Raw genomic sequence first — 15,741 nt, forward strand, 5'->3', positions numbered from 1 at the left:
ACCCGGCGCTTCACGATTCACTGGGCTAGTCTGTCATACATCCCATGATTGGATGAATCGAGAGCACTGTGCCCTTGGCAACAACGCGCCGTACCGGCCTGGTCGACCAGGTCATCGGCCAGCTGCGGCAGTCCGTGGCGTCTGGAGAATGGCCCGTCGGCACACGCATCCCCACCGAGCCGACCCTGGTCGAGGAGCTGGGCGTGGGCCGCAACACGGTGCGGGAAGCAGTGCGCGCCCTGGCGCACGCCGGGATCCTCGAAGTCCGGCAGGGTGACGGCACCTACGTGCGCGCCACCAGCGAGGTGTCCGGCGCGTTGCGCCGCCTGTGCGGATCCGAACTCCGCGAGGTTCTGCAGGTGCGCCGCTGCCTCGAGGTCGAGGGGGCCCGACTGGCCGCCGCCGCACGCACCGACAGTGACGTCGCGGCGCTTCGCGGACTGCTTCAGCGTCGCGATGAACTGGAGCTCGGCGAGGACCACTCCGCGTTTGTGGAGGCAGATGCGGCGCTGCACTTCGCCGTGATGCAGGCGTCCGGCAACACCGTCTTGACGGAGCTCTACCGCGGGCTCACCGAAGCCGTCGCTGCCAGCGTCGCCGCCACCAGCGTCACCCATGAACCCCGCCATGTTCGGCATGGTGGACTGGTCGACGCGATCGCCGCCCAGGACGTCGAGCAAGCGGGACTAGAGGCCGGTGGTTTCCTCGACGAACTCATCGACGAATTGCCGTCCTAGCGCTTACAACTCGGTCAGGCGCAGTAGCTACCAGTTGCTCGGCGAGTAATCCTTGAGGAAGCAGCCGTACAGGTCTTCGCCAAGTTCGCCGCGCACGATGGGGTCGTACACGCGGGCGGCCCCGTCGACGAGGTCCAGCGGGGCGTGGAAGCCCTCGTCGGCGAGCCGCAGCTTCGTCGGGTGCGGTCGCTCGTCGGTGATCCAGCCCGTATCGACCGCGGTCATGAGAATGCCGTCGCGCTCGAGCATTTCGGCGGCGCTGGTGCGGGTGAGCATGTTCAGCGCGGCCTTGGCCATGTTGGTGTGCGGATGCCCGGGGCCCTTGTACGCACGGCTGAACTGCCCCTCCATCGCCGACACGTTCACGACGTATTTGCGTCGGGCCGACGACGCGGCCATCGCCGGGCGCAGGCGACTCACCAGAATGAACGGCGCGGTCTGGTTGCACAGCTGAACTTCGAGCAGTTCCATCGCGTCCACCTCGTGCACGCGCTGGGTCCAACTGTTGATCGATGCGGTGTCGGGCAGCAGTCCACCCGCGTCGATGGCGGTGCCCGCGGCGATCCGCTGCGGAGAAGCACTGCGCGCGGTCAACGCGAGTTCGGTTACCGCATGCGGCTTTTGATGCTCGGCAAGGCTTCCCGCGAGTGCGGCCGGGTGGGCGTCACTGACGTGATCGAACGTGATGACGTCGCAGAGCTGCGGGGGCGGAGTGCGCTCACCCTCGACGAGGGCGGCGTAGGAACCTGGTGAGCGTCGCACGGTCTGGGCCGCATTGTTGATCAGGATGTCCAACGGACCGCGCTCGGCCACGGCGTCGGCGAGCGCAACGACCTGAGCCGGATCGCGCAGATCGATGCCGACGATGCTCAGCCGATGCATCCAGTCGGAACTGTCGGGCATCGACGCGAACCGTCGCACGGCGTCGTTCGGGAAGCGGGTGGTGATCGTCGTGTGGGCGCCGTCGCGCAGCAGTCGCAGCGCGATGTACATGCCGATCTTGGCGCGGCCGCCGGTCAACAGGGCGCGCCGGCCGTCGAGATCGGTGCGGGCGTCACGCTTGCCGCGGTTGAAGGCGGCGCAGTCCGGGCAGAGCTGGTGGTAGAAGGCGTCGACCACGGTGTAGCGGTTCTTGCACATGTAGCAAGCGCGCGGCCGCAGCAACGTACCCGCGGTGGCGCCGACCGTGGCGGACACCAGCGGAAGTCCCTGGGTCTCGTCGTCGATGCGGCCGGGTGCACCGGTCGCGGTAGCGGCGGTGACGGCGTGGTCTGCGGCGGCCACGGCGTCGCGTTTCGCGTCGCGGCGGGCCTTCTTGACCGCTTTGAACACCTTGGCGGTGGCCAAACGTACCGCGACGGCATCGGGGTGCTCAGGCGGCAACGACTCGATGTCGGCCAGCACCTGCAGGCAAACGTTGAGCTTGTCGGGGTCGATCGCGTTCACGCTGGAAGCGTATGGCAATGACCGCTGGATCCCCGAATTCGAGCAAGCGGGGTAAGGGCGCCTGTCACCTCATCAGTGTCACGCATCTCGTATGGGCCGGGATTCGGTCGACCGGTGCACCACATCTTTCGTGGCCGGGTACAGCTCACGCCAGGTGTCGAAGAGGTCGTCGTAGAGGCCGCGGTTGGTCGGGTTCGGCTCTATTTCGCGCTCGATCCTCGCCCAGTCGGTGTCCTCCGGCACCATGCCGATACCGATCGCTGCGAGCAGCGCGTCGCCGTAGCTGGCGCCGATCGCCTGTTCCGGCACCAGCTGGGCGCGTCCGGTGACGTCGCTGACCGTCTGCGCCCACAGCGGACTGCGGAGGCCACCACCCACGGCGACAGTCCGCGCGACGGTGTGAGCGTCACCGAATAGTTCCAGGATCTGCCTGATGCCGAACGAAATGCCTTCGTAGGCAGCGCGAACCAGGTGTCCGCGGCCATGGCGCAGCGTGAGGCCGGCCAGCACGCCGCGGGCCAATGGATCGAATACCGGCGTGCGCTCCCCCGCGAAGTACGGCAGCATCAGCAATCCCTCGCTGCCCGGCGGCACTGCAGTGGCCTCGGCCATCAACTCGCCGAAAGGGACGTCGCCGGTGACCGATTGCAGCCATTCGATGAGACTTCCCGCGGTCGACGTGCCCGCAGCGAGGGCGAGGCTTCCGCGCTCGACACCGGTCGTGGTCCACAATGTCGGGTCGCGGTAGTACCCATCGATGATCTGGACGAGGAACATTGTCGATCCGTACATCAGCATCTGGTCTCCGGGATGCCGGACCCCGCCAGAGAACGCTTCGGCGTAAGCGTCGACGGTGCCCGCCACCACCGGTGTGCCTGCAGGCACGCCGGTGGCGTCCGCGGCGTCGGGACGCACCGTGCCGACGACCTCGCTGGGCCACACCAACCTCGGGAGGGGCAGGTGCCTGCAGATGCGTTCGGCCCACTGCCGGTTCCAGTCGAAATCGCGAGTCGCGTAGAGCGGATCACACTGGCTGGCAGTGTGATGGTCCATCACGTACTCACCAGTCAGCTTGGCGGTGATGTAGGAGTTCGACCCGTACCAGCCTGCCGCACTGTTGAATACGTCGGGTTCGTGCCGATAGACCCATTCCAGTTTCGGCCCGACGGCCTGACTCGACAACACCGAGCCGGCTCGGTCGAGAATGGCTTCGTATCCGAATTCTTCTGTGAGTAAATGGATCTCGTCAGTGGCGCGCGTATCGATGCCGTAGAGGATTGCGGGACGAAGCGGGCGTAACTCTTCGTCGCAGAACACCAGACACGGCCCGACACCGCTGACACACATGGCTTTGATCGCCGCACCAGCGGGAAGCCGTGCGGTCAATGTTCGGCTGATCTCGCAGACCTCTCGCCACCACAGTCGCCCAGCATCGACCTCAGCCCATCCGGGGCGCGGCAACTGCATCGCATGAGCGATGGTTTCGGTGGCGATGACCGCCCCAGACTCATCAACCAGGACGCCCTTGCTGCTGCCAGTTCCCATATCGATGCCGAGCACCAGGTCCACGGGACGACCCTACGTCTGACCCTGATCAAAAGACCCGGGAAACCACCCGACGTTGACGGCTGTTTCGGCTGACAACGTGCGAGGAATGCGGGACGCTAATTCGATGAGGACAGTCGGCTCAGGACTATTCTTGCCTCCGTTCGAAGCACTCGCCGACCCGATAACCGTTGCACGCTTGGCCGCCGAAGCCGAGGAAGCAGGCTGGACGGGTGTGTTCGTCTGGGATCATCTGCGGTGGTGCGAACCGATATCGGCGATAGCTGACCCGTGGATCACCCTGGCGGCCATGGCAACTGCGACATCGCGTATTCGGATCGGTCCGATGGTGACGCCACTTGCACGCCGACGCCCAGCCAAGGTCGCCAAAGAGACGGCGACGCTGGACGTCCTCAGTGGCGGCCGCCTGACCTTCGGTGTGGGCCTCGGCAGTGACGCCTATGGCGTCGAATACACCAAGACCGGCGAAGAAGTCGACGACCGCAAGCGCGCGGCCATGCTCGATGAATCACTGGAGGTGATCACCCGCGCCTGGACCGGTGAGGAGGTCGTCCATCGGGGCGAGCACTACACCGTCGACGGAGTGCGCTTCCTACCCCGGCCGGTCCAACAACCGCGGATTCCGATATGGGTCGCCGGCTTGATAGGAAACAAGCGGCCACGACGTCGCGCCGCGCGCTACGACGGGTATTTTCCGGTGTTTCTGGAAACCGCCGACCAGGCTGCCGAGGCCGTCGCCGATATCAATGCGCTGAAACCCAAAGACGACTTCGATTTTGTGGTTCCCCTGTCACCGGGGACAGATCCGGCCCCGTACATCGCGGCGGGGGCGACCTGGTGGGTGGTGGAGTTCCCCTGGGCGTCGACGACGGTGGACCTGGTCCGCGGAGTGATCCGCGACGGACCCTTGACGTGACCGGCTCAACCCGCCCTCGAGCCCTCCAAATAGTCGGCGAGCCGCCAGAAGAGTCGATTCTCCAAGCACTTGCGAAGGTAGGGAACACCCGCAGTGTAGCCGGAGCCGTGAGCCTCCCCGAGCATCCGCGCGGCGAGTGAGTGGTGGGTGGCCTTCCAGCGCTGATGACCGCCCTCGAGCTTGTTCAGCGCGGCGTCAAGGACGTCCCATTGATCAGCCGTGAACATGTTGTCGCGGCGGGCGTCCAGGTAGGCCTGAGAAAGGCTGTCGTGGCCGGCGATCGCATCGGCCTGCACTGCAGGCACGTTGGTGAAGGCGTCTGACTTCAGGCGCTCGGCCGACGGTGCGCCGCAGGCGATTTCGAAGCGCTTGTACTGCTCGGACTGTATCGCGCTGGCGCCTTGAGTGAATTCCCGGAAGGCGTGGAAATGGTCGGGGCGCATCGTGGCGACCAGTCGGAACAGCATGGCCGCCCGGGGGTAGACCTTGTTCGCGTGCTCAATGCTTGCCACCGCATCGTCGAAGCGACCGTCGCGGAGCGAAGTCGTCGCTGCGCGCAGATCCGTGGCCAGCGTCGTGAAGACCATCTCGTGGGCCTGCAGGGCCCGCATGAAGAAGTACTCGTCGTGGGCGACGTACACCGGCGCAATGGTCTTGTCGAACCAATCACCGGCCTGCGTCGCGGGAAGTGCGGGCAAGGTTTCGAGCACCTGGGCGAGGTCCAGGTCGCGGCCAACGTCGTTGCTGTCTGCGTCGTGGAAGCTGGCCAGGAACCGCAGCGCGTGAGTGATGCGCTTGCGCGACGTCGCCGGGTCCGGCCGGTCGGCAATGGAATCGTCGGCGGCCGATGCGGTCTCGAACCTGACGACGTCGGCCAACAAGAGGGCCGACATCTGCTCCGGGTCGAGATCGGACAGCACGTCGTCGCAGATTTCCTCCAGCAGCGGGAGTGCGAGGTATGTCCGGTTGTAGTAACGACCTTCGAACTTGTCGAGGACGCTGTGGAGGAACGCATCGAGAAATGCATCGCCCGCGCCATGCTGACGCCGGATTTCGGCCAGCCGCACCAGGATTGGAACGGAAAGGAAGTGCTTTCCGACGGCACGAACGTGGTCGGAGATCAGCTGCGCCAAGACCAAGCCGTCTGGCGCGCCGATCGCCGACCAGCGATCAATCGCGTCGATGACCGGCTGATCGCGCCACAGGTCGGCAGGCGATGTCACCTTCGTGTCCAGGCCGTCGTCTGGCGCGGCCGGCGCTTTCGCCGCGAATGGGCACCTGCTCACCCTCCCCTGGGCCAAGCCTGCGTCGGCGACCCGCTCGATTGAGGGCCGTGTCGCGGTGGGTGCTTGCTCGTGGGTGACCATTTCCGCTCCTTGGGTTGTTCCTGCCGGGGAACAAGGTGTTCAAGGAGAATTTTCAGATTTGAGCAGGGGCCGCCGTAATCGCCGCGAGGCGGTATTTCGCTCCACGAATGGGGAGGGTTTCCTATCCGATCGGTAAGCAGGGCAACGCAGCCGGGCCAAACACGCAGGCCCAAGTCGTGCGCTCATGCCTCTCGCGCGCAAAAGCGGGGAAGCAGATGTAGTTGCGCCGCCGGTCAGACCTCAGTGTCAAACCTGATGACTTCGCCCCGATTGATCGACACCCAGTCGCGAGCCTCGAGATACGGTCGGAATGTCTCGGTGATCAGCTCTCCGTCTTGCGGAGTCTTCGGCCGCTGAAGTTCGTAGAGATGGGGGAACTCCGTCCAGGCGACAACAGCGTCCCAGAGCCGCAGCGCCGCCTCGCCGGTGGGCGGGTCGACGAGCACCGGGCCGAACAGACACTGCCCGTCGGGAAAGAACAACGTCGGCACCCCGTATCCGCCGGCGTCGACCACCCGCTGATGCTCGGCCAGCACTTCGTCGCCGGTCGTCGGGTCGGCTATCGCGCGGTCCACCAGTTCTGGATCGAGGCCGATCTCCCCGAGCAGTAGACGGGCGACCGCCTTCTCGTGTGGCTTGTGTCCGTCGACGTGCAGCGCTCGGCCTGCCCGCGCGTACCACGCGTCGAGGTCCGCCATTGAGTGCCGCCGCAGCAACGCACCGATGCGCATCATCGACCAGCCGTAGGACCACTCTCGTTCCCACGGGTGCTTTTTGCCCTCTTCACGGTTGATCTCTTCGAGGCTGAAGAAGCGCCAGTTCACTTCGAGGCCCGTCAGGTCCCGGACCTCGCGAATCCACAGCGACGTCTGGTACGCGTAGGGACACATCACGTCGAAGTGGAAGTCGACGGAGGCCGGACGACTCGTCACCTTTGCAGCCTAGCCAAAGGACGCGGGTTGAAGTGCGACGATCGATATCCACGAAAGGAATCCCGATGGACCCGGTCATCATCGAATGTGCGATCAACGGTGTCACGTCGAAGGCCACGAACCCGCATGTGCCCGTTGAACCGTCCGAGATCGTCATTGACGCCTTGACCTGCATGGAAGCCGGCGCAGCGATCATCCACAATCACATCGACCTGTCCGGTGTCAGCGTGGAGCGTGCCGTCGAGCGTTATCTCGAAGCGTGGCGGCCGGTGCTTGATGCGCGGCCCGACGCGTTGCTCTATCCGACGATTCATTTCGATGCCGGTGGCTCATGCTCATATGAGCACCTGGTCGCTCTGTCCGCCGCGGGTATGCGCGTAGGGATCACCGATCCGGGGTCGGTGAATCTTGGCATCAGAGGCACCGACGGCCTTCCTTCGGGCGGCTTCGTGTACCGCAATTCCTTCGACGTGATCGGCCACGCCTTCGACATCTGCCGCGACGGACAGCTGGGCCCAAGCCTGGCGATCTACGAACCGGGCTTTCTCCGGGCCACCCTCGCGTGGTGGCGCGCCGGCCAATTGCCGGCCGGCGCGATGATCAAGTTGTACTTCTCCACCGAACGGGGTTACCTCGGAGCGCCTTTCGGGCTGCCGCCGACCGAACGCGCGCTTGATGCATACCTCGAAGTGCTCGATGGATGTGAGATTCCGTGGGCGGTGTCCATCGTCGGCGGCGACCTGTGCGCAGATCGACTCGCGGGGATGGCACTCGAACGCGGGGGCCACCTCCACGTGGGACTGGAGTTCTATGGCGGCGATCGCACGCCGACGAACGCCGAGCTGGTGACCGAAGCCGTGGCACTGTGCCGGCGGTTCGGCCGACCGGTCGCGACGCCCGACGAGGCGGCGCGGATCCTTGGACTGCCACGCGGGCGATGATTCAGCCCGCCGCAATTGTCAGAAACGTCAGATCCATTGCGCGGTGTTTCTAAGCTGCCCAGCATGGCTGAGTTCACGCCGTCGCTGCCGCCGCAACTCGATGACGTCCCTTCCGCCGTGGGCGGACTCCCCACCTGGGCGGACGTCGCCGGCCGCCCCTACGCCCTGCCGATCGACATTCTGGGCGAGCGTCACGGGCCGCTCTTCTACTCGGACCACAACGGCTTCCGCAAGCTCTATGCGTGCTCAGCTGACCTGGTAGATGAACTCTGCGACGAGAGCAGGTTCGCCAAGAACCTGACCCGAACGCTGGCCCGGGTCCGTCCGCTTGCCGGCGACGGGCTGTTCACAGCCTTCTACGGGGAACCGAATTGGAAGAAAGCGCACGATGTTCTGCTCCCAGGCTTCAGCTATGCCGGTCTGCGCAACTACCACGCCCCGATGCTCGACATCAGCTCGCAGCTCATCGCCCGCTGGGATGCCCGCGTTGGCCGTGAGGCTGTCGACGCCTCCGCCGATCTGCAGAAGCTGGCGATGGACACCGTCGCATTGGCCGGGTTCGGGGCTCGGTTCGACTCGTTCGATCACGATGGTCTCTCACCGGTCCCGGCAAGCTTCACTGCCGCACTCGGTGAGCTCGGAAACGACGGCACGACAACCCGATTCGAGACCGAACTCACGTACCTGAACGCGTACTTCGATGACCTGATCGAGGCGCACAGCACTGACAAGCCCGGTGATTTCGACGACCTGCTGTACGTCATGGTCGGACGGGATACAGACGGCAACCCCGTGCTCGATCCGCAGAACGTCCGCAATCAGATCATGACGTTCTTGATCGCCGGGCAGCTGACGACGTCGGAATTGATGCCCAACGCGCTCTACAACTTGATGCATCATCCCGCTGTACTCCAGCGGGTCCAAGCAGAAGTCGATGGCGTCTTCGGCTCAGACAACGACTATGTACCCAGCTACGACGACATCGGGAAGTTGAACTATTTGCGGCAGGTGATCGACGAAACCCTACGACTGTCCCCACCGGTGCTCGGATTCGATCGAATGGCTCTGTCGGACACCGTCATCGGCGGGAAGTACCCGGTCAAGGCCGGTGAGGCCGTCACGGTGCTCACCGGGGCGCTACACCGCCAACCCGGCTGGGGCGACAACGTCGAGTTCTTCGATCCGGACCGCTTCGACACCGCGCGCTCCGCGGCGCGCCCAGCGGCGTTGTTCAAGCCGTTCGGCACCGGGGCCCGGTCCTGCATCGGGCGCCAGTTCGCCCTGCACGAAGCCACCATGGCGTTGGCCCGCGTCGTGCACAGGTATCGGTTGATCGACTCGCAACACTATGCGCTGCAATGGGAAGGCCCGCTGAGCCGACGGCCGGTCGGCTTCTGTCTCGATGTCGTCCCGCGGACCCCGGACGATCGTCGATCCGACGTCGCCACCGAGGTTGCGGTCCGGCCGAGCGCGAGCCCTGCACATGTGACGGCGATGAAACAGGGGACCACGCTGGCGGTGTTGTTCGGCTCCAATCTGGGGACGTGCCGCGCGTTGGCGACACAGCTCGCCGAGGAAGCCACCGATATGGGCTGCACCGTGACCGTCGGGCCACTCGACGACGCGGTGGGCGGCCTGCCGGACGCCGACGCGATCCTGATCATCACCTCGTCCTACAACGGCCAGCCCACCGATGACGCGCGCGCGTTTCTCTCCTGGTTGTCGAGCGACGATGCGGCCCTGCGCCGCAACCCCAACGTCGCGATACTCGGTGTCGGTGATCGAAACTGGGCCGAGACCTACCAGGCGGTGCCCAAGCGCATCGATGAACGGCTGACAGAACTCGGCGCGACATCGCTGCTCCCCCGAGCCGAAGCCGATACTTCGGGAGATCTCACTGGGACGGTCGAGGAGTTCGAGGTCGCCTTATGGACGGCCATGGCACAGCACTTCGGCGACCCCGACGCCGCGCCCATCAGCGACACCGACGAGCCGCTCTACGATCTGCGCCCCATCGAAGGACCGGTCACGACCGCGTTGGACGAACGCTTCATGGTCGTGCCGATGACCGTGGTGGAAAACGACGAATTGGTCAGCGCCGACAACGCGTTGGGCCAGGCGAAACGTCATGTCCGCGTGGCCCTTCCCGATGATTTCACCTACCACACGGGTGACCATCTGACGGTGCTCGCCGACAACCCGCCCGAACTGGTCGACGCCGTGCTGGAAGGACTGGGCATCGATGGCGCGCAGCGGCTGGCCATCAACCCCCGGCGGAGCAGCCGACGACTCATAGCCCTGGACCGCGAGGTCAGTGTGCGCGAATTGCTCACCCATTTCGTGGAGTTGCGGAAGCCGGCCACGCCCAGTCAGTTACGTCGGCTCGCGGCATCCAACAAGTGTGGACCGGAACGGCAACGGTTGGAAGAGCTCGCCGGGGCAAGCGGACCGTGCGAACTCAGTCCCGTGGAGTGCCTGCTGGAGTTCGCGGCATGCGATATCACCGGGGCGGAATTGCTCGAGATGCTCGAGCCGATGACGCCGCGTCATTACTCCATCGCGTCGTCGTCGAGGCGATCCCCCGGCGTGGTGCACCTCATCGTCAGCGTGCTCGACGCTCCGGCGCGGTCCGGTCGCGGTCTGTTCAAGGGCGTGGCGTCGAACCATTTGGCGGCCATCAGTCCCGGGGTGCCGATCCGGGCTCGGGTGGACCAGGCGCGGGAGGCTTTTCGCGCCGGCGCCGACCCCGAGAAGAACGTGATCCTGGTCAGCGCGGGTACCGGCGTGGCCCCATTCTGCGGATTCCTCGGTGACCGGTTGGCGGCGAGGGAGGCCGACGAACCATACTCGACCGCGCTGTGCTTCTTTGGTGTGCGCGACCCTGACGTGGACTACATCTTCCGCGACCAGTTCGAGATGGGCGAAGAACTCGGAATCGTCCGGATGCGTCCGGCGTTCTCCCGTGCACCGCAGGACGGTGTCCGCTACGTGCAAGACCGGATCGCCGCCGACGCCGACGATGTTTGGGACCTGCTCGGCGACCCCGCGAAGGACACGCACGTCTACGTCTGCGGGGACGGTGCCAAAATGGCACCTGCGGTGCGCCAGGCATTTCTTGACATCTACTGCACGCGAACCGGTTCCGACGAAAGCCAGGCCCGCGACTGGCTCATCGACCTCGTCGAGTCTGACCGCTACGTCGAGGATGTGTGGGCCGGCTAGGTCGAGACCAGCGAAGGACTTCCCACGCCGATGGTGATCCGCGGAGACGCCGACGGGTCGAGCCAATTCAGCACCGCGCGCATCTCATCACGACCGATCGCGACACAACCCCACGTGGGACTGCCGTCGGTGACATGAAGGAAGATCCCCGATACGCGTCCCGGGATGCGTTGTGGGTTCACCGCGATGTTGACGGCATAGTCGTAGACAGGTCCAGAGTCGTACAGGTTCTCGGCGATCGAGGAAGGACTGTCGGGCCCGCGCACGTGGGTGTTGTAGGTCGGCGATTGGGCGTCTTCGTCCCACCAGTCCTGATTGGTGGCTTGGAAATACGGCATTTTCGTGCCGGGATTCGGCTGGCGACCAAACGCCTGATCGAACATGAAGGTACCGACGGGCGTCCGATGCACACCGTCAGCGGGCGCGCCGACCCCGACCGCTCCCACCTTGGCGGTTACTGGCCCCAGGACCACTCTCCACTGCTGACCGACGCGCTGATAGGCGGTTAGGGACCCCGTCGTCGCGTCGGCGGCAGGCACACCGACGACTATCCACTGAGAAGTCGGCGCTGCCGCCGCCGCCGTTGGTGCCAGCGACAAACTCAGGAGTACCGCGCTGATGACTCCCAGCGCCCGCAGTTTCACGTTCGCATCCTTACGGGCCCACGTGTCATCCCTGGCAAGGTCGGATAACGATTCGACGGCAGGTAGGCGGATCAATCCCCACGGACGCTTTAAACACCAACGTATGACCATGGCGCGAGATTGTTGGCTCTAACTGGGCTTTTCGTGCTGTTATTGACGGTTTTGCATTAGTGGTCATACACTTTCTACTATTACGTCCGTAGCCCATCCACGGAAGTGAGGCTCCAATGAACGTCCACACCGCTCCCAATGTCTTCGACGCCGGGCTTCCCACGTTCACTTACGGTCTCGACGCCACCCCGCACGATGTCCTCGAAGACGTGCGGGCTGCGCAATCGCGCGCGCCGATCGCGATCGGGCCCCTCGGCCCGGAAATCCTGTCCTACGAACTGGCGCGGGAAATATTGCGCGACAATAGATTCCGGCTGCCGCCCGGTATCACTCTGGCGGCGCAGGGCATCACGTCAGGCCCGTTGTACGACAAGATGGCCACCAGCCTCCTGGGTCTCGACGGTGCACCACACGTCCGGTTGCGCAAGCTGGTTTCGCGCGCCTTCACTCCGCGCGCGACCTCACGGTTGCAGGACACGATCCACGATGTGGTTAATGGACTGATCGACCAGGTCGCAGATGCCGGGCGGTGCGACGTGGTGACCGACATCGCGCGGCGTTACCCCACCCCGATCATGTGCGCGCTGCTCGGTGCGCCTCCCGAGGACTGGCAGTTGTTCGCGGACTGGACCGAGGAGGTCTTCAAAGCTCTCAACTTTCAGCCGGACGCCAACTTCGATGAGGCCGCGATCATGCGCGCATGGACCGAGCTCGACGCCTATGTCGACGGCATGGTCGCCGCCCGCCGAGACCACCTGACCGATGATCTCCTCTCGGAGCTCATTCGCGCCGAGAGTGACGGCGACCGAATGAATCTCGACGAACTCCGCATGCTGGTGGCCGGCTTCTTGATGGCGGGAACGGATACGACGCGAAACCAATTGGCCGCGTCGATCCAGGTGCTCTGCGAACATCCGGACCAATGGGCGAAACTGCGCGACCATCCGGAACTTGCCATGCAGGCGGTCGAGGAGAGCATGCGCCACTCACCGGCGGTATGTATCGCGCCGCGGGCTGCCGTCGACGATGTCGAATTCGGTGGGTACTGGTTCCCTGCGGGCACGTTCGTCCTCGTGAACACCTTTGCAGCCAACCGCGATCCAGCAATCTATGACGATGCTGACCGCTTCGACATCGCGCGCCAGGACTTACCCGCCATTCTGACCTTTGGCGGTGGTGCGCATTACTGCCTAGGGGCTAACCTCGCACGCCGTGAACTGGCAGAAGCCCTTTCCGTCCTGACCCGGCGTCTGGCTGCACCCCAGCGTGTCGGCTCGGCCCCGTGGAAATCTCTACTCGGAATGACCGGCCCCACAACACTTGAGATCGAGTTCGCGGCCGAAAGCCTGGTGGCCGCGAATGCGTAGTCGTGGTTGGGCCGGCGTCACACCCGCCTCCGACGAAGAGGCAATCGACCGCATCCTGAACGCGGTCGACGACGTGGTCGCGGAACACGGTCCAGCGATACGCCTTGCCGACGTCGCGCGGAAATTGGGGGTCACTCGCCAGACGGTGTACCGGTATTTTCCCAATGCAGACGCGCTGCTCATCGCCAGCGCGATGCGTGCGGTCGACGGTTTCATCGACCAAGTCGTGGAACATGTCCGAGGAATCTACGACCCCGTCACCGCGGTCGTAGAAATCATTTCCTTCGCAGTCGAGAATCTCACCGGTGACCCACAGTTGGAGAGCCTGTTAGCGCAGCAATCCAATGGAAAAGCCGCCACCTCGCTTACCTCCGACACGGCGATCACGTTCTGTCTATCCGCTTTCCGCCGCCTCGATGTCGATTGGGAGCTCCACGGCTTCAACACCACCGCGCTCGGTGAGCTCGCCGAAATGACCTTGCGGACAGTGCAGTCCCTCTTGACCGATCCCGGGGAATCTTTGCGCAATGAAGTCGGGCTACGCCGCTTCGTAGCTAAGTGGTTGGGCCCAGCGATTCTCTACCCACGGATAACGACGCTATCGCTCCATACTGGTGCGGACGCGGGTCTCACCAAACCTGAAGACTTCAGCTAGTCAGTGTCCCTCTGGATTGCATTGCCATGGCGGAAGTGTTCACTCCGAGCGACCGTATCGACATGCACTCCGGCAGCTCTGACCGCACACCTCTTGAACGCACGGGCAGCACTACCTAAGGGATACACAAACCCATTGCCGTGCTCGGCATCTCGCGGAGCGCCGACACCAGCAAACAAGACCTCGGCAGCATCCGCCGCTAAGGCGGCCGCAACACACGAACTGACCCGATGATTCGCATCGTGAAGGGAGGCAGTCACAACCAGTACCCTCGGAAATGAGTCCTCCTCCCAAACCAGACTCCCGAAATCGCCACACTTTGCGCCCAGAATTTCGAACGCGCGTGACCACACATTGCCCGGTGTGTAGACAATTACGTCCCAGCCACACGCTGCTCGGTCAAACATGATGCCGCCCGCAGAGTGCACAGCATCTTCAACGCTCTGCGCCATCACTGCCAGGGTGTACCTGGCTGCTGGGTTGATCGCCCAGTGCATGGTTATGACGAGTACCTGCCACCGGTCATGATCGTCGCCATCCGCTCCCGCATCTCGCCGTAAGTGAGCGCCTGGGTCCCAGGCTTCGGAATGCGATCGACGTCGACCGTCGGGGTCGAAAGGTTTTTGTCGGCGACCTTTGCGCGCAGCGCGGCGACGGTGCAGTGTTCCCGGCCAAGTCGTTCGACGCCGGTATAGCCAAAAGCGTTCGCCGCATTACGCCAGCAGATTGATTCGATTTCGTCAGAACTGCACCCCTCAAGCTCTTTGGCGAGTTGTTCCGGAGCGTCGGGCCAGCTCGAGTCCGAATGTGGGTAATCCATTTCCCAGCAGATCGTCTCGATGCCTATTCGGTGCCGATTCTCGATGCCGACGCGGTCACGGATGAAGCAAGACAAGAAGTTCCTGCGAAACACGTCGGTGGGCGTGTTGCCATCACCGAGGTCGTCGCCGGTCCATGCGCGCTGACGACTGTAGATGTCCTCGAAACGTTCGAGCAGGAAAGGAATCCAGCCGATACCACCTTCTGAAAGTGCGAACTTGATGGTCGGAAACTCCTTCACAACGCGGGAGAACAGTAGATCAGCCGTGAACCTTCCGGTGTCCAGAGCCAGCATTGAGTTGTACGCAAGGTAACTGGTCTGGTCCGAAGGCACCGGCATTCCTCCGCCCGTGCCGATGTGGATGTTGACCACCGTGTTGTTCTCACAAACGGCTTCCCACAACGCATCCCAGTGGGGATCCTGCCATGGCGGCTGCCCGTAGTTGCCAACGTGCTGGGGTACCGTTACCGCGCGACAACCGAGCAATGCGAGCCGCCGCACTTCGCTTGCGGATTGGCCTGGATCCCACAGGGGAAGGATCCCCATGGGGATGAAGCGGTCGGGATGAGCGCCGCACCAGTCCTCGATGTGCCAGTCGTTGTAGGCCTTGACCATCACCGCCGAGATCTCGCGTTCACCCCGATAGGTGAACAGCGCACCCGAGATGGTTGGAAACGAGGGGAAGCACACAGAGGCGAGCACTCCGCAGGCGTTCATGTCGTCCACCCGAGCATCGATGTCGTAGCAGCCCTTACGCATGTCCTCGAAACGGGAGGGCTCGAAGCCCCACTCGTCGTTAGGACGGCCCGCTACCGCATTCAGTCCGATGTTGGGTAGCTTCATGCCGTCGTAAACCCAGGCAACCGAACCGTCGGTGTCCTCGACGATCCGCGGCGCGTCGTCCAAATAGCGTGCCGGAACCCGCTTGGCGAACATGTCCGGCGGCTCCACTGTGTGGTCATCCACGCTGATCAAGACCAAGTCGGACGGATCGACCATCACGCAATTCCTCCGTGT

The 15,741-nt window shown here is 64.1% G+C and carries 12 protein-coding genes; 6 read left to right on the forward strand and 6 right to left on the reverse strand.

The genetic code is table 11. From position 1 onward, the window contains the following. Positions 1-68: 68 nt before the first annotated feature. Complete coding sequence (locus ACIA48_RS10210) at positions 69-737, forward strand: FadR/GntR family transcriptional regulator (protein ID WP_396730309.1); 669 nt, start codon at positions 69-71, stop codon at positions 735-737. Between the two features lie 27 nt (positions 738-764). On the opposite strand, the gene ACIA48_RS10215 is transcribed toward ACIA48_RS10210, so the two are convergent. Together ACIA48_RS10215 and ACIA48_RS10220 are read right to left on the reverse strand one after the other, a co-directional pair. Beyond that, positions 765-2,183, reverse strand: a complete 1,419-nt coding sequence (locus ACIA48_RS10215) for an SDR family NAD(P)-dependent oxidoreductase (RefSeq protein ID WP_396730310.1) — start codon at positions 2,181-2,183, stop codon at positions 765-767. A 78-nt stretch (positions 2,184-2,261) separates the two neighbouring features. Then, positions 2,262-3,752: an FGGY-family carbohydrate kinase gene (locus ACIA48_RS10220; RefSeq protein ID WP_396730312.1), complete on the reverse strand. Its 1,491-nt coding sequence runs from the start codon at positions 3,750-3,752 to the stop codon at positions 2,262-2,264. 130 nt (positions 3,753-3,882) lie between these two features. Between ACIA48_RS10220 and ACIA48_RS10225 the strand changes: the two genes are divergently transcribed. Then, positions 3,883-4,665, forward strand: a complete 783-nt coding sequence (locus tag ACIA48_RS10225) for an LLM class flavin-dependent oxidoreductase (protein WP_396730314.1) — start codon at positions 3,883-3,885, stop codon at positions 4,663-4,665. A gap of 5 nt (positions 4,666-4,670) precedes the next feature. Here ACIA48_RS10225 and ACIA48_RS10230 read toward each other — a convergent pair whose 3' ends face one another. Both ACIA48_RS10230 and ACIA48_RS10235 read right to left on the reverse strand, forming a co-directional pair. Further along, the gene (locus ACIA48_RS10230; protein ID WP_396730316.1) at positions 4,671-6,032 is read right to left on the reverse strand and encodes a tryptophan 2,3-dioxygenase family protein; all 1,362 of its coding nucleotides are present in this window, start codon (positions 6,030-6,032) and stop codon (positions 4,671-4,673) included. 233 nt (positions 6,033-6,265) lie between these two features. Continuing rightward, positions 6,266-6,964 carry a DsbA family protein gene (locus tag ACIA48_RS10235; protein ID WP_396730318.1) on the reverse strand — a complete coding sequence of 233 codons (699 nt, stop codon included), beginning with the start codon at positions 6,962-6,964 and terminating at the stop codon, positions 6,266-6,268. A 65-nt stretch (positions 6,965-7,029) separates the two neighbouring features. Here ACIA48_RS10235 and ACIA48_RS10240 point away from each other — a divergent pair, with 65 nt between their 5' ends. Then, entirely contained in the window at positions 7,030-7,905 is an 876-nt protein-coding gene (locus ACIA48_RS10240; RefSeq protein ID WP_396730320.1) for a 3-keto-5-aminohexanoate cleavage protein, read from the forward strand. Positions 7,906-7,968: 63 nt separating this feature from the next. Then, a complete protein-coding gene (locus ACIA48_RS10245; RefSeq protein WP_396730322.1) occupies positions 7,969-11,127 on the forward strand; it encodes a cytochrome P450 in 3,159 nt (1,052 codons plus the stop codon). On the opposite strand, the gene ACIA48_RS10250 is transcribed toward ACIA48_RS10245, so the two are convergent. Beyond that, complete coding sequence (locus tag ACIA48_RS10250) at positions 11,124-11,771, reverse strand: L,D-transpeptidase (protein WP_396730324.1); 648 nt, start codon at positions 11,769-11,771, stop codon at positions 11,124-11,126. The genes ACIA48_RS10245 and ACIA48_RS10250 overlap by 4 nt on opposite strands. Positions 11,772-11,998: 227 nt before the next feature. On the opposite strand from ACIA48_RS10250, the gene ACIA48_RS10255 reads away from it, so the two are divergent. Both ACIA48_RS10255 and ACIA48_RS10260 read left to right on the forward strand, forming a co-directional pair. Continuing rightward, the gene (locus ACIA48_RS10255) at positions 11,999-13,249 is read left to right on the forward strand and encodes a cytochrome P450 (RefSeq protein WP_396730326.1); all 1,251 of its coding nucleotides are present in this window, start codon (positions 11,999-12,001) and stop codon (positions 13,247-13,249) included. Beyond that, positions 13,242-13,904 carry a TetR/AcrR family transcriptional regulator gene (locus ACIA48_RS10260; RefSeq protein WP_396730329.1) on the forward strand — a complete coding sequence of 221 codons (663 nt, stop codon included), beginning with the start codon at positions 13,242-13,244 and terminating at the stop codon, positions 13,902-13,904. The genes ACIA48_RS10255 and ACIA48_RS10260 overlap by 8 nt, the downstream gene beginning before the upstream one ends. 499 nt (positions 13,905-14,403) lie before the next feature. On the opposite strand, the gene ACIA48_RS10265 is transcribed toward ACIA48_RS10260, so the two are convergent. Next, positions 14,404-15,723, reverse strand: a complete 1,320-nt coding sequence (locus tag ACIA48_RS10265; RefSeq protein ID WP_396730764.1) for an amidohydrolase family protein — start codon at positions 15,721-15,723, stop codon at positions 14,404-14,406. Positions 15,724-15,741 lie beyond the last annotated feature (18 nt).

The sequence above is a fragment of the Mycobacterium sp. NPDC051804 genome, assembly GCF_044452905.1.
Taxonomy (GTDB): Bacteria; Actinomycetota; Actinomycetes; order Mycobacteriales; family Mycobacteriaceae; genus Mycobacterium.

Bases quoted from the DNA above. Each gene is read 5' to 3' on its own strand.
- ACIA48_RS10230 (WP_396730316.1), bottom strand. From the start codon at position 6,032: ATGGTCACCCACGAGCAAGCACCCACCGCGACACGGCCCTCAATCGAG.
- ACIA48_RS10240 (WP_396730320.1), top strand. From the start codon at position 7,030: ATGGACCCGGTCATCATCGAATGTGCGATCAACGGTGTCACGTCGAAG.
- ACIA48_RS10245 (WP_396730322.1), top strand. From the start codon at position 7,969: ATGGCTGAGTTCACGCCGTCGCTGCCGCCGCAACTCGATGACGTCCCT.
- ACIA48_RS10255 (WP_396730326.1), top strand. From the start codon at position 11,999: ATGAACGTCCACACCGCTCCCAATGTCTTCGACGCCGGGCTTCCCACG.
- ACIA48_RS10260 (WP_396730329.1), top strand. From the start codon at position 13,242: ATGCGTAGTCGTGGTTGGGCCGGCGTCACACCCGCCTCCGACGAAGAG.
- ACIA48_RS10265 (WP_396730764.1), bottom strand. From the start codon at position 15,723: ATGGTCGATCCGTCCGACTTGGTCTTGATCAGCGTGGATGACCACACA.